Origin of the sequence: Sulfurovum sp. NBC37-1 (genome assembly GCF_000010345.1) — a bacterium.
Taxonomy (GTDB): Bacteria; Campylobacterota; Campylobacteria; order Campylobacterales; family Sulfurovaceae; genus Sulfurovum.
This window is the reverse complement of the sequence record NC_009663.1, coordinates 102,101-119,574: the sequence shown is the minus strand read 5'-3', so window position 1 is coordinate 119,574 and position 17,474 is coordinate 102,101. Positions and strand designations below refer to the sequence as shown.

The 17,474-nt window shown below is 44.3% G+C and carries 17 protein-coding genes; 5 read left to right on the top strand and 12 right to left on the bottom strand.

Features of this window, described 5'->3' with window-relative positions:
- Nucleotides 1-48: 48 nt before the first annotated feature.
- The 3 genes from lsrK to nhaA all read left to right on the top strand — a co-directional run bounded on the left by lsrK (nt 49) and on the right by nhaA (nt 3,301).
- Complete coding sequence (gene lsrK, locus SUN_RS00615; RefSeq protein WP_011979812.1) at nt 49-1,611, top strand: autoinducer-2 kinase; 1,563 nt, start codon at nt 49-51, stop codon at nt 1,609-1,611.
- Between the two features lie 9 nt (nt 1,612-1,620).
- Complete coding sequence (locus tag SUN_RS00610) at nt 1,621-1,962, top strand: translation initiation factor (RefSeq protein WP_011979811.1); 342 nt, start codon at nt 1,621-1,623, stop codon at nt 1,960-1,962.
- 160 nt (nt 1,963-2,122) lie between these two features.
- On the top strand, nt 2,123-3,301 hold the full coding sequence (gene nhaA, locus SUN_RS00605; RefSeq protein ID WP_011979810.1) for a Na+/H+ antiporter NhaA: 1,179 nt from the start codon (nt 2,123-2,125) through the stop codon (nt 3,299-3,301).
- A 96-nt stretch (nt 3,302-3,397) separates the two neighbouring features.
- Here the strand turns inward: nhaA and SUN_RS00600 are convergent, their stop codons facing one another.
- Nucleotides 3,398-3,748, bottom strand: coding sequence for a DUF309 domain-containing protein (locus tag SUN_RS00600; RefSeq protein ID WP_011979809.1), 351 nt, complete (start codon nt 3,746-3,748; stop codon nt 3,398-3,400).
- Nucleotide 3,749: 1 nt separating this feature from the next.
- Nucleotides 3,750-5,744 carry a thioredoxin domain-containing protein gene (locus SUN_RS00595; protein ID WP_041672626.1) on the bottom strand — a complete coding sequence of 665 codons (1,995 nt, stop codon included), beginning with the start codon at nt 5,742-5,744 and terminating at the stop codon, nt 3,750-3,752.
- 62 nt (nt 5,745-5,806) lie between these two features.
- On the opposite strand from SUN_RS00595, the gene SUN_RS00590 reads away from it, so the two are divergent.
- Nucleotides 5,807-6,154 carry a TraR/DksA family transcriptional regulator gene (locus SUN_RS00590; protein WP_011979807.1) on the top strand — a complete coding sequence of 116 codons (348 nt, stop codon included), beginning with the start codon at nt 5,807-5,809 and terminating at the stop codon, nt 6,152-6,154.
- Nucleotides 6,155-6,243: 89 nt separating this feature from the next.
- On the opposite strand, the gene SUN_RS00585 is transcribed toward SUN_RS00590, so the two are convergent.
- From SUN_RS00585 to SUN_RS00570, 4 genes are all read right to left on the bottom strand, one after another.
- On the bottom strand, nt 6,244-6,897 hold the full coding sequence (locus SUN_RS00585; protein WP_011979806.1) for a LexA family transcriptional regulator: 654 nt from the start codon (nt 6,895-6,897) through the stop codon (nt 6,244-6,246).
- A gap of 353 nt (nt 6,898-7,250) precedes the next feature.
- Nucleotides 7,251-8,453 carry a molybdopterin molybdotransferase MoeA gene (locus tag SUN_RS00580; RefSeq protein WP_011979805.1) on the bottom strand — a complete coding sequence of 401 codons (1,203 nt, stop codon included), beginning with the start codon at nt 8,451-8,453 and terminating at the stop codon, nt 7,251-7,253.
- Between the two features lie 106 nt (nt 8,454-8,559).
- Nucleotides 8,560-8,994 carry a molybdopterin synthase catalytic subunit gene (locus SUN_RS00575; RefSeq protein ID WP_011979804.1) on the bottom strand — a complete coding sequence of 145 codons (435 nt, stop codon included), beginning with the start codon at nt 8,992-8,994 and terminating at the stop codon, nt 8,560-8,562.
- Nucleotides 8,995-8,997: 3 nt separating this feature from the next.
- Nucleotides 8,998-9,219, bottom strand: coding sequence for a MoaD/ThiS family protein (locus SUN_RS00570; protein WP_011979803.1), 222 nt, complete (start codon nt 9,217-9,219; stop codon nt 8,998-9,000).
- Nucleotides 9,220-9,290: 71 nt separating this feature from the next.
- On the opposite strand from SUN_RS00570, the gene SUN_RS00565 reads away from it, so the two are divergent.
- Complete coding sequence (locus SUN_RS00565; protein WP_011979802.1) at nt 9,291-9,926, top strand: MqnA/MqnD/SBP family protein; 636 nt, start codon at nt 9,291-9,293, stop codon at nt 9,924-9,926.
- A gap of 93 nt (nt 9,927-10,019) precedes the next feature.
- Here the strand turns inward: SUN_RS00565 and gltX are convergent, their stop codons facing one another.
- The 6 genes from gltX to SUN_RS00535 all read right to left on the bottom strand — a co-directional run bounded on the left by gltX (nt 10,020) and on the right by SUN_RS00535 (nt 17,468).
- Complete coding sequence (gene gltX / locus SUN_RS00560) at nt 10,020-11,408, bottom strand: glutamate--tRNA ligase (RefSeq protein WP_011979801.1); 1,389 nt, start codon at nt 11,406-11,408, stop codon at nt 10,020-10,022.
- An 86-nt stretch (nt 11,409-11,494) separates the two neighbouring features.
- Nucleotides 11,495-11,830 (bottom strand): ComEA family DNA-binding protein, encoded by a 336-nt coding sequence (locus tag SUN_RS00555; RefSeq protein ID WP_011979800.1) that lies wholly within the window; start codon nt 11,828-11,830, stop codon nt 11,495-11,497.
- A gap of 50 nt (nt 11,831-11,880) precedes the next feature.
- On the bottom strand, nt 11,881-13,662 hold the full coding sequence (locus tag SUN_RS00550; RefSeq protein ID WP_011979799.1) for a UDP-N-acetylglucosamine 4,6-dehydratase family protein: 1,782 nt from the start codon (nt 13,660-13,662) through the stop codon (nt 11,881-11,883).
- Nucleotides 13,659-14,759 (bottom strand): UDP-N-acetylbacillosamine transaminase, encoded by a 1,101-nt coding sequence (pglE, locus tag SUN_RS00545; RefSeq protein ID WP_011979798.1) that lies wholly within the window; start codon nt 14,757-14,759, stop codon nt 13,659-13,661. Before pglE ends, SUN_RS00550 begins: the two co-directional genes overlap by 4 nt.
- Before the next feature lie 3 nt (nt 14,760-14,762).
- A complete protein-coding gene (locus SUN_RS00540) occupies nt 14,763-15,362 on the bottom strand; it encodes a sugar transferase (RefSeq protein ID WP_011979797.1) in 600 nt (199 codons plus the stop codon).
- A complete protein-coding gene (locus tag SUN_RS00535) occupies nt 15,363-17,468 on the bottom strand; it encodes an STT3 domain-containing protein (protein WP_070108837.1) in 2,106 nt (701 codons plus the stop codon).
- Nucleotides 17,469-17,474 lie beyond the last annotated feature (6 nt).

Here is a 17,474-nt window from a genome sequence, read left to right as displayed (position 1 = left end):
CGGTCAAAATACAAGCCGAAAGGCCTAAACAGTAAAGGAAACAAACTGATGCAATACCTCATGGCGATCGATGCGGGAACAGGAAGTATCAGAGTAGTCATCTTCGATACAAAAGGCAATCAGGTCTCCGCTTCGCAGCAAGAGTGGACACACATAGAGGAGGAAGGTGTACCGAACAGTATGACCTTCGATACGGAACACAACTGGATACTGGTGACTGCCTGCATCAGGGATGCGCTTGATCAGGCACGGCTTCAGGGAAGTGATATCGCCGCTGTGAGTGCGACCAGTATGCGTGAGGGGATCGTACTCTATGATGAAAACGGAGAAGCCCTCTGGGGTGTGGCCAATGTCGATGCCAGAGCTGCCGAAGAAGTAAGATATCTCAAAGAGCAGTTCCCGGACATTGAAGAAGCATTCTATGCCCTGTCCGGACAAACTTTTGCACTGGGTGCACTGCCCAGAATTCTATGGCTGAAGAACAATCGGCCCAAACTTTATGAGGAAGTCGCTTCCGTATCGATGATAGGGGACTGGATACTGGCAAAACTCTCCGGCATCATTGCAACAGACCCCAGCAACGGCGGGACCACCGGTATCTTCTCTCTTAAAGAGCGCACGTGGGTACCCTCCATGGCAGAGAAGGTTGGACTGAAAGCCGATATCTTCCCTTCCGTACTCGAACCCGGTACCGCCATCGGCAGCGTCACGGATGATGCCGCTGATGAAACCGGACTTTCCACAGCTACAAAAGTAGTGATGGGTGGAGGTGATGTGCAGCTTGGTTCTGCCGGACTGGGTGTGGTCAAAGAAGGGCAGGTTGCCATCCTTGGTGGTTCTTTCTGGCAACAGGTGGTCAACATCAAAAGTGACACCCCTCCGCCGGAAGATATGGGTATCCGTGTCAATCCACACGTAGTCGAAGGACTCTCGCAGGCTGAGGGGATCACCTTTTTCAGCGGGCTGATCATGCGCTGGTTCAGGGATGCTTTTTGTGATCTGGAAAAACGGGAAGCTGAGAAAAGTGACAGGGATGCCTATGCGATCCTCGAAGAAAAAGCCAAAGCCGTACCGGTCGGATCCTACGGGATCATACCCATTTTTTCCGACAGTATGAAGTATGGCAAATGGTACCATGCCGCCCCTTCCTTCATCAACCTTTCCATCGATCCGGAAATATGCAATAAAGCCTCCATGTTCAGAAGCCTCGAAGAGAACGCCTGTATCGTCTCGGAGATCAACCTGGAAAAGGTCAAAGCCTTTACCGGCCTGGACTTTGAGGAGATCGTCTTTGCCGGAGGAGCAAGCAAAGGGGAACTCTGGTGCCAGATACTTTCAGATGTCACAGGGTGCCGCATCAGGATTCCCACTGTGACCGAAGCGACCGCACTGGGCGCAGCAATGGCTGCGGGTGTCGGTACAGGCATCTATGAGAGCATTCCCAAAGCGGCTCAGCAGCTGGTGACCTGGGACAAGACGTATCATCCCAATATGGATCACCACAGGGGATATAGGGAAATAGCAGAAAAATGGCAGGAAGTCTATGCAGCGCAGCTTGCCCTGGTGGACCGGGGGCTGACAACATCCATGTGGAAAGCACCGGGAGTTTAGGAATACAGTATGGCAAAATCAAAGAAAAATCTGTTTGAAATGGGTAGCGATCTTGGTGATGACTGGCAGTCAGACAACAAAAGTAAACAGAGTAGCAAAGAGAAAACCGAAATCAAAACACCCGATAAACACCGCTTGCATTTCGCCAGGGAAAAACGGCGAGGAAAGACCGTAACGATTGTCAAGCCTTTCTTTCTGGAAGAAGATGCACTCAAAAAGCTTCTTAAAACACTCAAGTCCAAACTGGGCACAGGCGGTACAGTCAGAAACGACACGCTCGAATTCCAGGGAGAAGTACAGGAGCCTCTGCGCACCCTGCTTGGGGAACAGGGATACAGATTCAGGATATGATACAGGGCAGAAAGTTCCTTGATACAACATGTATGCTGAACATTGTTAGCCTATTCATGTTAGTATATTTGAAATATTTTATAAAACCCCGATCCTGGAACAGTATTCTTAATAAAGCGTGTTGTGCCTCCGTGTCAAATAGTTGGGTAAAGAGAGCTTTATGGACACTATTACATCATTTCTAAAAAAAGAGTCTTCTGCCGGTATACTGCTGATCATTGTCACTGTTCTGGCACTCATCCTGCAAAACAGTTTTCTCAGTGCCGCCTACACCAGCTTTCTGCATACGCCCGTAGAGATACGTTTTGGTGCACTTCATATAGCCAAGCCGCTTCTTTTGTGGGTCAACGATGGGCTGATGGCTATCTTTTTCTTCCTCATCGGGCTGGAGGTAAAAAGGGAGGTCATGGAGGGGCATCTCTCTTCCCTGAAACAGATCACGCTTCCCGGTATCGCTGCAGTCGGAGGAATGATCGTACCTGCACTGATTTTCATTCTTTTCAACAAAGGCGAATCATTTGCGATGAACGGATGGGCCATTCCTACAGCGACCGATATTGCTTTTGCATTGGGAATCTTATCTCTGCTGGGGCCCCGTGTGCCACTTTCGCTGAAAATCTTTTTAATGGCCCTGTCCATCATCGATGACCTGGGTGCCATTGTAATCATAGCCCTTTTTTATACGACTGACCTTTCCACGCTTTCCATTACCGTGGCAGCCATTTCCCTTGCCATACTTTTCATCATGAACCGTATGGATGTCGCGATCAAATCAGCTTACATCGTCATAGGCATCATACTGTGGGTCTCGGTACTGAAATCCGGTGTACATGCCACCCTGGCGGGAGTAGCACTTGCTTTTATGATCCCTATGGAGTCCAAAAACAAAAAGGGGAATCGCTTTTCCATGGCAAAAGAGATGGAGCACGACCTGCATTACTGGGTTGCCTTCCTGATCCTTCCTCTGTTTGCCTTTGTCAATGCGGGCGTAGATCTCAAAGGGATTTCTCTCGAAGCGATGAGCGGTCCTGTTCCTCTGGGGGTCATGCTGGGGCTCTTTGTCGGTAAACAGGCAGGGGTATTCGGATTCTCATGGCTGGCCATCAAAATGGGTATGGCCTCTTTGCCCAAGGAGAGCAGCTGGATGATGCTCTACGGGGTAAGTGTATTGACAGGGATCGGATTTACTATGAGTCTCTTTGTGGATTCCCTTGCCTACGATGATACACAGATATATCACTATGCCGACAAGCTGGCCATTCTACTTGGATCATTTCTTTCGGCTGCCACAGGATACCTTATCCTGCGTATGCAAAAAAACAAAAATGTAGAGAGTTGATCTCTACTTCCCTATCGCCAAAGCGTAAAGCACCATCTCCTCATTTTCCAGAAAGTCATTGACCTCATCGTCGTAATAGGCACCGATACCCGAACATCAGCACCACACTTCCGGATATGCGCTTTTCAACTCTTCAATCTTAATACAGGCAGCTTTAAACAGGATCGCATACCTTATCTCATCTGAATAAATCTCTTTATGCTTCTCGTAGGATGTCATGACCTTGCGCGCCTTTTCACTTGCATTACTTTTATTGCGCTTCAAATGTTCAAAAGCAACGGCACCGTTGATCAGGCCTTTGGTAAGATTTGCCAGAGGGTCCTTGTTCAGACGCAGGGGGTGCCAGGCTTCTTCAAGTACTTCATGCGCATCAAAGTATTCCCCCTTATCCAGCAGTATGATGTACTGTTTCAGCGCACCCTCAAGGTCTTCGTTCATGCTCAGCATACTACTTCACCGCCTCTTCTATTTTTTGGATCAATCGTGTCATATTCCTGTCATGTGCGAAACAGCTGTTGATCCTGCAGGCAAGATACTCGTCATTCTGTTCAACTTTGCTTAAAACGAAAGGATACCCTATACTATCAATCTCTTTTTGCGCATCAAGTAACATTTGCCTATCCGCATGGATGATAACATCACCTTTCTTGAGGCGAAGATACAATTCTGTGAGTTTGGCTGCTTTCGCCGGGGCACTCTGCAGCACACCTCCCTGTCCCTCTATTGTTTTTTTTACTATACTTAGGTATTTTAGTTTTTCACTCAACGCAGCTGTCTTCAGAAGAGCTTCGAGCATCACACTCTCTGCCGACGTATAGTAACGGTCATCAAAGTCAGCCACGGTTCTGACCCGATCGTCACTAAGATACCAAATACCCTTTCGGTAAAACTTCTCCACCGCCTCTTCGCACAATATTTTTGCCTGAGAGAGATAACGCTCGTCATAACTCCGTTCATAACCTTCTATCAGGGCATCCGTCAAAAAAGCATAGTCTTCCAATATTGCTTTCTGTTTGGGTGCTTTTCCGTAAAGTGTCTGATGGTAAAGCTTTCCGTCACGACGCATCAGCATCCAGAGTTTTCCCAAACTCTTTTTTGCATCATAAAGATACTCTGAATCAACTCGGGAAGCAACAAAAAGCGCTTTGACCATCATCGCATTCCATGCCGTAATGATCTTTGTATCCACAAAAGGGAAGCTCCTCGTTTTGCGCAGTTCCTTCAGGTATCGTTTGACCTCTTTAAGCCTTGAAGGTTCTTTGCTTCCTGTAATATGAGGGAGGGCAAGTTCTCCATCCACATTACCATCCTCCTCTATTCCCAGATAGGCAAGCGCTTCCTCTGTCTCAGAAATGCTCAATCCTTTTTTCAAAAGTGCGTCTTTCACTTCGTCGTAATTGTAAATGAAATAACCGCCCTCTTCTCCGTCACTGTCCGCATCGCTTGCGGAAAAGTAGAGGTCCTCTTGCATAAAGTGCTCCCGCATCTGCGCTATGGTCTCCTGCACGACCCTTTTGTACATAGGGTCCTTCGTCTCTTCATACATCTGCACATACACCGGGATCAGTTCGGCATTGGTATAGAGCATTTTTTCGAAATGCGGACTCTGCCACTCCCGGTCTGTCGTGTAGCGGAAAAATCCTCCCCCTATCTGGTCGTAAAGCCCGCTTAGGGCCATTTTTCTCAGTGTCGTATCGGCCATGCTGTAGGCCCTTTTGTCATCGTTCAGTCTGTAAATGGTCAGGAGCAGCGCTATCTTGGAAGCTTCCGGGAACTTGGGACGATCAGCAAATCCTCCGTTCTTTGGATCGTACGTTTTGACTATATCGTCCACGGTCCTTACAAGCAGACCTTTCGTGAGGTCCCGTGTAAGCATTTGGGAAGAACCACCCTTCGTCTGCACATTTTTATAGCCTTCTGTCAAACGCTTCAACTTCGTTGGATCTTTTTTCAGCGCAGCAAAATCAGGCAGCATCTTAAGCAGCCCCCTGGAACCGTATCCCTCCTCTTTGGGTATGTACGTCCCCAGATGGAACACTTCGCCTTCCGGCGTCATAAACACGCTCAGGGGCCATCCCCCTCTTTCACCGTAATAGTCCATATAGAGCTGCTGATACTTCTTGTCTATCTGTGGGTATTCTTCTCTATCCACCTTGATGGACACAAAGTCATCATTCAGTAATTTGGCTACCGTTTCATCCGTAAAGCTCTCCTTCTCCATCTCATGGCACCAGTGGCAGGTACTGTAGCCGATGGAGAGAAAAATGAATTTGTGTTCTTTCGCGGCTTTCTTAAACGCCTCTTCACCCCAGGGGTACCAGTTCACAGGATTGTGAGCATGCTGCTGAAGATAGGGGGAATTCTCTTTCACAAGGGCATTGGTGTAACTCTGCCCGGCACAAAGCCCGATCATCATAATACACCATACTAAAATACTTTTCATCTCTACTCCGCAAGGTGATTTTTTGCTATAATCAATGTCAACTATAACATAAAGCAACCCAAATGACAAAAGAAGAAAAAGAAACCATACGAAAAAAGATAGAAGAAGATATTGAAACGCTTAAAGAGCAGATCAGCACACTCGAAGAGAAGGTCAAACCCATTTCTCCCGACTGTTCACTGGGACGACTCACCCGGCTCGAAGCGATGGGAGAACAGCATGTCAACAACAAGATACTCGACGAGTCAAAGGTCCGGCTCACCAGACTCCAGAATGCCCTGCTTCGTATCGACAAACCGATGTTCGGTATCTGCATAGAGTGTGAAGAGGAGATAGGTACAGGCCGGATGTCCGTACGCCCGGAAAGTGTCAGATGTGTAGAGTGTGCAAACAACGCACAGGGTGTGTAGTCACGCACCTTTTATATCAGCCCTTTCGGGAGAAATTGTATTTCATTCAAATTTTAATATGCGGTGCGTGACTACGCACCCTACAGAAATCAAAGCGACTCAATATTCCCAACAACTTTCCCCACAATACTCACTTCATCCGGCGCCAGCACTTCGGGAGAGTAGGCTTTATTATCCGAGATGAGCTCCACCATACCGTCCGCTCTCTGACGGATACGCTTGATGAAGAGTCCCGCCGTGGTTGAAGCGATAAAAATACCGTCTTTATTGATATTGGTCTGGTTTCTGTCTACAAATACGATGGACCCGTCCTGAAGTGTCGGTTCCATAGACTCCCCGTCCACATGGATCGCTTCAAGTTCGGTGTTGCCCATGCCTACCATATTGTGCATGATCTTCTCATCGATGGTAATCGTCTCGTAATTCTCGTCAAAGACTTCAGCCCCGCCGCCGGCACTTGCACGTATATCAGAAAAATAGCGTACCTGAAAGAATTTTTCCGTCTGTTCTTTGAGCATATCGACTGCCTGGTCAAAGAAAAGCCAGTTGACCGATATCTTTTTAAGTGCACAAAACTCGAGTATCTCTTCGTAAGGGATTGAGTTTCTCTTTTTCATCGTGGCAAAGGTCGCCTGAGGGATATTAAGCGCCTGTGCGACATCTTTGTCAAAGACTTTCCCTCCAATCTTCGTTTCAGAGATCACATCTTTTAGTTTTTCTATTATTTCATTGAAATTCATCATTTTTTACTCCTTTTTTTATTATTAGGTCTCCTTGTTAAAGAACAAAGTCCCTTCACAATTCCTCTCACTAAAGCTTCCTCCTTGATGAGAATGTAACTAAACGCACATATAATATTTCAAATTATAATGTATTTTTCCTAAAAGTATGACAATTTGACATATTTTTTAACTATTTTCATACTTTTATATACAATTTGACATATATAGAGTTAAAAAAAACAAAGAAAAGGATTTAAAATGGATTTTAAAAGAAACAGAAATCTGCTAAATGAAGCAATGAACTCAGGATGTAGAACAGCAGCGGAGCTTGCACTCTTTTTGAAGATCAGAGCGAAACAGGTATAAAAAGCATGCTATTTCAAAAGCAGTATGTCAACCTCATCACCTACCTCTTTGGAGGCATCATCTTCTGAAGTTACAAGCAGCGCAACATCGCCGAGCATATTGGTAAGAATGGCAGAGGTGCCGACTTTCTTGCCTTTAAAGTCAACATAATATTCTCCCTGAAGCAAAGAGACGTTACAGGCGGTGAACTCCGCCTTTTTGGCACGTTTGATGAATGGCTCTTTCAGTTTGGCTTTTACTTTTCGCAAAACAGATTTCCCTTTCTGCAGTTTTTCTATCAACGGTAGGACGTACAACAGTGCCGTGACTGTTGATGAGTAGGCAAATCCGGGAAGCCCAACAATAAACTTGTCCCCTTTGCGTGCCACAACAATGTGCTGTCCGGGCTTGATACGTACCCCTTTGAACACCACTTCACAACCCAGTTCAGTGATCACATCTTTTACAAAATCAAAATCCCCTACACTTACACCACCTGTGGTCACGACAATATCACTTTTCTCCAGTGCTTCTGCCATGGCCTTCTGGATACTTGCTTTATCGTCTTTGATACAGCCAAGCTGCATAGCGATGCCGTCATATTTCCTCACAATCGCTTCAATGGTATAGTTGTTCGAAGATCGTATCTGGGAATCATTGGTCTGTACTTCTCCCAGATCAAGCAGTTCTGAGCCCGTAGAGAGTATGGCCACCGTCGGTTTTTCATATACTGAGACCATAACGATATTCAACCCTGCCATCACACCTATCTGTGGAAAATCGATCTTTGTTCCCGCTTCAATGAGTTTCTGTCCTTTGGCATAGTTCTCTCCCGGCTCACGTACGGAAAATCCCTGGGGAACCTCTTCTTTGATAACGATCTCGTCACCGTCTACTTCCACATTCTCTATGGGAATGAGCGTATCGGCACCTTTGGGCATCAGTGAACCCGTAAAAGTTTTGATACAGGTCCCGCCAATTACCTCGTCTCTCAAAGCGGAACCGGCGGGATTGATACTTGCGATCCTGAGCCTTCCCAGTGCCATATCATCATAATTGAGCGCATAACCGTCCATTGCCGCTGTCGGGAATTCCGGAGAGTTATGGTCTGCTACAATATCCTCTGCCAGCACATACCCCTGCGCATCCATGATAAAAAGTTTTTTTGTTTTGTATTTTTCGATCCGTACCCCTTCCAAGAGTGCCATCGATTCATCAAAGTGCATCATCATTAAAAAGTCCCTTTTGTAGGGTGCGTAACCACGCACCACATAATAAAATCAGCATACCGTCATATTTTTGCCGAAAGGATTTATAAAAGGTGCGTGTTTACGCACCCTACGCGAGCAATCCGCTTCCGTCCATCGGCGTACTTCTGTCTTCCGCATAGATACGTTCACCGTTCTTCACATCATACTTCCATATCGGCGCATTGGCTTTGAAATCTTCTACGAATTCATCGATCAACTCAAGTGCGACACGGCGCTTGGGTGAGAACACCGCAGAAACGTAAGAGGAAGTGTGAATGGGCACGTCGCCAATAGCATGTGCCATTTTGACCACCGCTCCGCGGGCCTCCGCTTTCTCCTGCCACTCATCAAACCACTTCTGAAGTACCGGTCCATAGATATCAAAACTAAGTGCTTCTATCCCGTCTTCGGCACGTATCGTTCCCACAAAAGGGATGTATGCACCATAGTTGGACTGTGCCTCTTCATCCAGCCACCTTCCAAAGATCTCTTTGACATCCAAGGGACCGTTATACAGTTCCATAACTCAACCTCCACAAACCGGCGGAAGGATAGATATCTTGTCTCCCTCTTTCAGCGGCGTACTTAGGTCACTTACCATCGTATCGTTCAAAGCTACTGCACATTTCGGCAGCCACTCTTTGACCATACCGTCCTCTTTGAGTTTTTCCGCCACATCCGCAAGCGTTGTCGCATCCATCTCTATCGGTGCCTTGCCGATAGGGCCTAAAAATTCTACTTTTATCATAAGGGTTCTCCTTGAACATCTGTGGATTATAATTCTTGTTTGGTATAATTACGCTTAAAAAAGGTGCGGGTATGATATTTGGTTCTATCAGCTATCTAAACCTTCTCCCTTTCCAACTTTTTCTCAAACGCTACCTCAAAAGTTCCTCGGCAAAAATGGCTTTCCGCTATAAACGTGCCGTTCCCTCACAGATCAACAGATCACTAAAAAGACAAGAGGTCAATGCCGCTTTCATTTCATCGATCGAATCCAGAAAATTCGGATGTACGGACCTGGGCATCATCGCAGATAAAAAAGTCTACAGTGTCTTGCTGCTGGAGGGAGAAGACCAATATGATCCCGCTTCCGCCACATCCAACAGACTGGCAAAAGTACTGGGTCTCAAAGGCAGGGTACTCATAGGTGATGCTGCACTCAAGTACTACCTGGACGGAGGAGAAGGCATAGACCTTGCAGAAGCTTGGCACGAAAAAACAGGTCTGCCCTTTGTCTTCGCCAGACTCTGCTACAACAAACACGGAAAACAGATCCAGAAACTGGCAAAGCAGTTTGCCCATACAAAAGTAAGGATCCCGCAATACATTTTAAAGAAGGAAGCAAGAAAAAGAGGTATCACTCCAAAACAGCTCACCTGGTATCTGGAACAGATCTATTATACGATGGGATACAGGGAGAAGAGGTCTTTGAAAACGTTTTTGAATTCATAGGGTGCGTAGCTACGCACCTTTTATTGCATGAGGCCTTTCGGCAAAATTTTTTCTTTCATACATATTGTATTATGCGGTGCGTGAATACGCACCCTACGCGATCGTTGATACCGCTCTCTCTATCCTCTCGATCGTCTCATCCACTCCGATGATCGCCATTACTTCGTCCATCCCTGCGCCGGTCATACTTCCTAGCAGGCTGACACGAAGGGGCATACCGATCTTCCCGAACCCGATCTCCTTCTCCGCAACGATCTTCTCCATCACTTCATGGTAATCGACAGGCAAGTGCAGCGGTTTCTCCCAGGTCTGAAGCATCGCGATGAAATCTGTCAATATTTCCTTTGCCTCTCCCTTGAAGGCTTTTTTAACAGCCTTCTCGTCATAGTCTGTCGGAGCAGTAAGGATAAGCTTGATCTGTTCAGCCAGCTCCACCAGTGTTTTCCCCCGCTCCTTGGTTGCATCCAGCAGCATCTCAAGCTTGTCATGTTCACTGATATCCACACCGAACTCTTTGAGCAGTTCCGCCAGTTCACTGTTACTCTTGTTCTTGATATAGTGAGCATTGAGCCAAAGCAGTTTGTCAAGATTGTAGTTGGAAGCAGACTTGTTAATATCTTTCGGGTCGAACTGCTCTATCATCTCTTCTACGGAAAAGATCTCCTGGTCTCCATGACTCCAGCCCAGACGCACAAGAAAGTTTAGCAGAGCCTCGGGCAGGAATCCAAGTGCCTTGTACTCCATCACATCTGTTGCCCCGTCTCTTTTGGAAAGTTTTTTGCCCTGTTCGTTGTTGATCATCGCTACATGGTAGAAGTTGGGTATACTGAAGCCCAAAGCATTATAAACCACGATCTGTTTTGGTGTGTTGTAAAGATGGTCATCTCCACGAATGACATCCGTCAACCCCATGAGGGCATCATCGATCGCAACAACAAAGTTATAGGTAGGTGTTCCGTCACTTCTTGCAATGATAAAGTCATCCACTTCATTTGCTGCAATATTCATCGCCCCTTTGACACCGTCCACAAAAGAGATTGTCCCTTCCTGCGGGGCCTTGATACGAATCACCGGCTTCACACCTTCGGGAGGTGTCCCTGTAAAGTCACGGTAACGGCCATCGTAGCGTGTACGTTCTTTCTTTGCCATCTGCTCTTCACGCAGTGCATTCAGCTCTTCTTTCGTCATATAACACTTGTACGCTTTGCCCTCTTCAAGCAACTGGTCAATATATTTTTTGTAAAGATCGAAGCGTTTGGACTGGTACACAACCTCTCCGTCATGACTCATACCGACCCACTCAAATGCTTTCAGGATGGCATCCTTGGCTTCTTCGGAGTTACGCGCCATATCCGTATCTTCGATACGCAGCAGGAACTTCCCGTTGTTATGTCTGGCCGTCAGCCAGGAGAAGAGAGCAGTACGCAGACCGCCGATATGTAGATACCCTGTAGGTGAGGGTGCAAAACGTGTTACTGTCATGATAATACCTTCGTATGAATTAGTGGAATTGTATCAAAAATGTGGTTAAAGAGGTGGAGGCGCAAAGGGCCGAAGCCCTTTGAGGATTATTTTTTCTTCTTGGAAGATGTTTTTTTATTTTTTGTCTCTTTTTTGGCAGAGGTGTTTTTCTTGATACTTTTTTTCACATCCTTCTTGACCTTGACATCGTTCCTGACATTCTTGGCCGTTTGTTCACCAATACCCTCGACCCTCTGAAAATCCTCAAACGATTTGAACTTTCCTTTTTTACGCTCTTTAATGATCGCATCAGCTTTCTTCTCTCCGATACCTTTTATCTGCATCAGTTCACTTTTTGAAGCCGTATTCAACTGATTCAGGCTCATACCAAACAATACTGAAGTTGCCAAAACCAAAAATCCTGTCACTACCTTTTTTAGCATTTTATTTCCTTGTATTTATTTTTTATTATGATTGCATATAACAAAGAATATTATATCGAACTATTTCTTGTATATTCTGGAACAATCCTTTGAAGTACTTCTGTTTTATCTTCAGACACCAACAGATCCTCTATATCTTGAGATAATTTATCAAGATCATATCTTGTAGGCTTTGCTATAAAAATTGAACTGTATTTTGTTTTTTGCTCACTGTCATCCAGTAAAAGTTCTTCAAAAAGTTTCTCTCCATCCCGCAACCCGGTAAAAACAATTTCTACCTCATCTTCTTTCCCATAAAGACGGATCATCTGTTTAGCAAGATCAACTATCTTGATCGGTTCTCCCATATCCAAGATAAAAAGCTCTCCCCCTTTCGCGATCGTAGCCGTTTGCAATACAAGCTGACAGGCTTCAGGGATCAACATGAAATAACGTGTGATTTCCGGGTGAGTCACAGTAACCGGCCCCCCTTCTTCTATCTGATGCTTAAATTTTGGGATCACCGAACCGCTTGAGCCCAATACATTTCCAAAACGTACAGCAACGATCTCTGTTTTTTCACTCATAACGTTCTGTGCATAAAGCTCGGCAACACGTTTTGTTGCGCCCATTACATTGGTCGGCCGGACTGCTTTATCCGTTGAAATGATCACGAGTTTTTCCACTCCGATTAAAATACTCATATCTATCACATTTTTAGTGCCTAAGACATTATTAATCACTGCAACATCCGGGTTGTGTTCACAAATAGGTACATGTTTGTAAGCAGCTGCATGAATTACTACTTCCGGTCTCTTCAATTCAAAAAGTTTTCGCAGAGATACTGCATCTGTCACATCCAATAATCGCAGATCAGCATCCTCTATCTCTTCTCCTATTTGGTAGAGATTATATTCACCATTGTCAACAAGTATCAAATTGCTTGCTCCAAACTGTTTGCACTGTCTGACAATTTCAGAGCCTATACTGCCTCCTGCTCCGGTTATAAGCACAGATTTCCCTTTGATGAAAGATGCAATACCTTCCTTGTCCAGATCTTTCGGGTGCCTGGCAAGCAGGTCTTCAATGGAGAGATCTTCAAGTTTTTCATGCTCCGAACCAAGCAGTTTAACCCTCTTGATCTCATTGACTCCCAATTCATTCAAATCATTGACCAACATTCTAAGTTCATCTTGCAAGATGGCTTGTGTTATGATCGCAGCAGTAATCTGTTTCTCGTTGACAACGTCTCCCAAATGCTCAAAATCATACACTTTTACATTATTAATATAAGCATCTTTTGAACTATTGTCTTTCCCCAGTGCCACAATCGCTGCAGGATAGTAGTCGATCTCATTTCTCATCGCACTCTGTATGATCGTCCCCGTTTTACTGCTTACGCCGATAAGCAGTGTTGGTTTGACCGCATGTGCTTGAAAACTCTCATTCCAGAACCGTTTACTCATCCGTATCATACCGATAAAAATGAGGGAGAGGAAAAAGTCGATAATAATTACAGAACGAGGAAACGGATGAAACAGTGAGGGGAAGAGTAAATAAAAAACTGTAAACATACCATACGCAAGTATATGTGCTTTGATAATATTCTTTGCATCGGAAAAACTGAAAAAACGCCAAATAATAAAATAGCTTTTGAACCAGAACATTGCAGCTACCTTGAAAACTGCCAGAGTCAGATAGACTCCCCAGAACGTTTCCAAAAACTGCTGTGGTATATAAAAATTAAAACGTAAAAGATAGGCCAAATAAAGTGTTCCCAGTGAGAGTAGAAGATCTATCACAACAAAAAACAGTGTACGTTTTAATGCAGTTGGACGGAAAAGTAATATCATTTCAACACCCTTTCCATGACCTTACAAACACAATCCACATCTTCATCCGACATGTTCGACCCGCTTGGCAGGCAGACTCCTGTTTCAAAGAGCTTCTGCGATATACCATTCTCAACTCTCAATGCCTCTTTGAAAAGCGGCTGAAGATGCATTGGCTTCCATAACGGACGACTCTCTATATTCTCATTTTCTAATGCCTCTATAACACGGGATGGATCAGTATGCTCCAGTGTTAATGTTGTCAACCATCGATTCCCACTACTCCCATGGATCTCTGGCATTAATGCGATTTCATCATAAGCAGAAAGTCTTTGGCTATAGAGGTCAAATATCTCACGTCTTCGCCGAACTCTTTCATCAAGTACTTCCATCTGTGCTACCCCTATGGCAGCGAGTACATTGGACATACGGTAATTGTACCCATATTCCTTATGCTCATAAAAAGGCTTATCTTCCTTGGCTTGTGTAGCCAGAAACTTCGCTTTGGCTATCAATGCTGCATTATCACTGACCAGCATGCCTCCGCCCGAAGTGGTCAATATCTTGTTCCCGTTAAATGAAAATACACCCATATCACCAAATGTACCGCTTTGCTCTTCCCGCAGTGTCGCACCGAGAGATTCCGCTGCATCCTCAATGACATAAATATCTTCATTCTTGCATATTTCCATGATCTCAGACATCTTTGCCATTTGTCCGTAAAGGTGCGTCACTATGAGTGCTTTTGGTTTTTTAGGAGCTTTGGCTATCGCCTTTTGCAATAAAACAGGGGAGAGGTTCCAGCTTTCATCACTGTCTACAAATATTGGAAGCGCATTTTGGTATAAAATGGCATTCACCGACCCTATAAATGTAAAAGATGATGACAATACATAATCCCCTGCACCAATACCCAGTACACGTAAAGCCAAGTGAAGGGCAGCTGTTGCCGTATTCGTCGCCACAGCATGTTTTACTCCGGTATACGCACAGATACTCTTTTCAAAATGCTCTACAAAAGCCCCAAGCGGTGCAATGTAGTTGCTCTCGAAGACTTCAGCGATGTACTGCTGTTCTTTTCCGCTCATATGCGGTGGAGAAAGAAAAATTCTGCTCATTGTTTACCCTGCGACCGTTTGTACCAGATACTTCATATCTTTCAGAAGTGACCACTCCTGAATATATTGCTTATTGATTTCCACCTTATCCGGCCAAATTACTTCCCTATTATATCGTTCTGGATCTTGCACTTTTGACAGTATCTCCTCTTCATTTTTGTATTTTAATGAAGCTGGTCCCGTAATACCCGGTCTTACACTTAAAATAATGCGGTCTTCTCCCCTAAGTCCATCTGCGTATCCAGGGACATCGGGCCGAGGTCCGACAAAACTCATATCCCCCAAGAGCACATTAAACAGTTGCGGCAACTCATCGATTTTGCTTCTACGAAAAAAAGTGCCGCTTTTTGTAATGCGGCGGTCTTGGCTTGTCGTTACTGTTGTATCAAGCCCGTCAAGCTGCTTCATGCTTTTTATCTTGAATACAAAAAAAGGCTTTCCTTCTTTGCCAATGCGCTTTTGCATAAACAGCCCATTACTCCTTGTTTCCACAGAGGCAATCATCCAAGCTGCCAATATGATCCACCATGTTAAACAAATGCCTATCGCAGAAAGTACTACATCAAAAAGTCGCTTCTGAAACCTGCCTGCTCTGTTTAACATTTATTTCTTTAGTTTATATATTTTACTGTATGGTGAAGAAACCACCAAATCAAACAGATCTTTATCATACTTCCCTAGTATGAACATCTGAACATACATGGAGTGGAATGTCTCTTCATCCATGACCACGAATCTGCCGTAACTCTTCATAAAAATGACCACATATCGTCCTTCTGCATGATATGGCTGTGTCTGTATCTGCGTTTCTCCGTTTTTGGTCATTTGGGCAACAACGAAATACTTTACAGGTACTTTCTGTTTTCCAAAAAAGAGCTCACCTTTTTTTGCATCAAACACAATCCCGTTGGAAAACTGGAGTACACCATTTTTATTTTTAATAGCACGCGTCGGATAGAACATTATCTTTCTTTCAGCTTTTCCCGTTGTCAAGTCCAGATTTCCAAAAACGGCTACTGTAGGAAAAATATTGAGCATTCTATACGGGAGATAAAGATAAATATCTCGTGTTTTCTCAGGCAGTTTGTAGGTACCATTTTCAAGCTCCCCTAATAAAATATTGGGATTGATCTGATCTTTTTTTCCATTTTTAAACAAGGTATCTGCTACAACAGAATAGTTTGAGTCAACATAAGTTTCCACGGCCAATCTACTTAAGTTCGCCGCTAGCTCCGGGGAAGATGTCTGCATGATCTTAGAAATGATAAAGTTATCATTGTTGTGCTTTCCTCCATCAATAAGTGTTGATGTATCGGAGTAGTACCAGATTGGATAACCATAATCCCACCAGCTCAAAGTATAATCTTTGCCACTTGCTATCTTGTCGAGCCTCACCAGATCTTCCACCTCTGGTTTATTAAGCACAGTCGGTACTTTATACCCTATTATATGTATGATATTTGGATATATCATTGCCCCTGTTACAACAATGATAAAAGCATATTTAGAACGTTTGTCTTTGAAAAAGTCCCCTATTACAAAGAAAAGATATACAGCACTCATTGCTGCAATCGGTACCGCGTATACCGTAAATCTTAAACCACCAAATAGTGCAAAAACCCCAATCCCTACTAAAGGAAGTGCCAGTATAAATGCCTTATGCCTAATCACAAGTACAATATATCCGACCAATGACAGAATTACCCCTATCTGTGATCCTGAAACTCGATTGGCAAAAGTTGAAAAAGGAATCTGTCCCGCTTCCCTTACTGTTTGATTGACAGCGTAAAAGTGGAGTCCGGACTCTTTGGTTCCTGTAATGGTATAGGTTGCTATTTTATGCAGGATCAATCCAAAAACATTTCCCAAAAACAGAAAAAGAATAAATAAAATACCCGAAGCTATTATTAAATTCTTCTCTTTTATCTTTTCCTGCTGCAAGACAAAATATACCACTATTAAAAGAATCAGGTGTACAACATAGGTTAAAGGTTTATCCATACCCAGAGGCAAAAGAGAGAGGAAAATCAAAATAAGCGATGCATAGGTCGTTTTGTCATGTCGATGAAACCAGACCATATAGCCTGCATAAATCATACCCATAGCATACACAATAGCCTGCCCCTGATCGTAAAGAAACGGGTACAGTACAATGGCAATGGCAGCATAGAGCGCCGAACGCAAATTAAAATCCACTGTACTCTTCATTAGAAAATAGAGGATGAACATCGGAGCCATTGCCGAGAACATATCCGTATCATAATACCCTGTCATGGTACGGTTATAGTAACTCCACGCAATACTTCCAAGTAACGCGGCAAAAAATCCCCACAGTGATTCTCCATACAGCCTTGCTATCAAAATGATAGGAATCACCACCAAACTTGACACTACCGCCGGCATATATAAAATGATCGTCTCAAGGCTTAAGGGGGTTATCTTTGCCAATAACGTCGTAAAAAACACCACTCCATATTCCCATAAAGCAGGTATTCTCGGATTATCGGCATGCAAACCGAAAAGTTCATGCTGTGCTCCTGAAGCAAAAAAATACCCATCATTGGTATTTATCATTAGCTGCCCGTTCCAGTAAAAAGCTGGATTATCCTGAAACTGATAAACCCATATCATACGAGTAACAAAAGAAAAAAGATATGCCAAAAGCATTAACCCCATCATTTGTCCTGTAGTCACTTGATTCTTCAACATTTTTGA

Excerpts from the sequence above, each read along its gene's own strand:
- SUN_RS00535 (WP_070108837.1), bottom strand. The coding sequence starts at position 17,468 with ATGTTGAAGAATCAAGTGACTACAGGACAAATGATGGGGTTAATGCTT.
- SUN_RS00585 (WP_011979806.1), bottom strand. The coding sequence starts at position 6,897 with ATGATGAATTTCAATGAAATAATAGAAAAACTAAAAGATGTGATCTCT.
- SUN_RS00580 (WP_011979805.1), bottom strand. The coding sequence starts at position 8,453 with ATGATGATGCACTTTGATGAATCGATGGCACTCTTGGAAGGGGTACGG.
- SUN_RS00555 (WP_011979800.1), bottom strand. The coding sequence starts at position 11,830 with ATGCTAAAAAAGGTAGTGACAGGATTTTTGGTTTTGGCAACTTCAGTA.
- SUN_RS00550 (WP_011979799.1), bottom strand. The coding sequence starts at position 13,662 with ATGATATTACTTTTCCGTCCAACTGCATTAAAACGTACACTGTTTTTT.
- SUN_RS00575 (WP_011979804.1), bottom strand. The coding sequence starts at position 8,994 with ATGGAACTGTATAACGGTCCCTTGGATGTCAAAGAGATCTTTGGAAGG.
- SUN_RS00610 (WP_011979811.1), top strand. The coding sequence starts at position 1,621 with ATGGCAAAATCAAAGAAAAATCTGTTTGAAATGGGTAGCGATCTTGGT.
- SUN_RS00565 (WP_011979802.1), top strand. The coding sequence starts at position 9,291 with ATGATATTTGGTTCTATCAGCTATCTAAACCTTCTCCCTTTCCAACTT.
- lsrK (WP_011979812.1), top strand. The coding sequence starts at position 49 with ATGCAATACCTCATGGCGATCGATGCGGGAACAGGAAGTATCAGAGTA.
- SUN_RS00600 (WP_011979809.1), bottom strand. The coding sequence starts at position 3,748 with ATGCTGAGCATGAACGAAGACCTTGAGGGTGCGCTGAAACAGTACATC.
- pglE (WP_011979798.1), bottom strand. The coding sequence starts at position 14,759 with ATGAGCAGAATTTTTCTTTCTCCACCGCATATGAGCGGAAAAGAACAG.
- SUN_RS00590 (WP_011979807.1), top strand. The coding sequence starts at position 5,807 with ATGACAAAAGAAGAAAAAGAAACCATACGAAAAAAGATAGAAGAAGAT.
- SUN_RS00595 (WP_041672626.1), bottom strand. The coding sequence starts at position 5,744 with ATGAAAAGTATTTTAGTATGGTGTATTATGATGATCGGGCTTTGTGCC.
- SUN_RS00570 (WP_011979803.1), bottom strand. The coding sequence starts at position 9,219 with ATGATAAAAGTAGAATTTTTAGGCCCTATCGGCAAGGCACCGATAGAG.
- SUN_RS00540 (WP_011979797.1), bottom strand. The coding sequence starts at position 15,362 with ATGTTAAACAGAGCAGGCAGGTTTCAGAAGCGACTTTTTGATGTAGTA.
- gltX (WP_011979801.1), bottom strand. The coding sequence starts at position 11,408 with ATGACAGTAACACGTTTTGCACCCTCACCTACAGGGTATCTACATATC.
- nhaA (WP_011979810.1), top strand. The coding sequence starts at position 2,123 with ATGGACACTATTACATCATTTCTAAAAAAAGAGTCTTCTGCCGGTATA.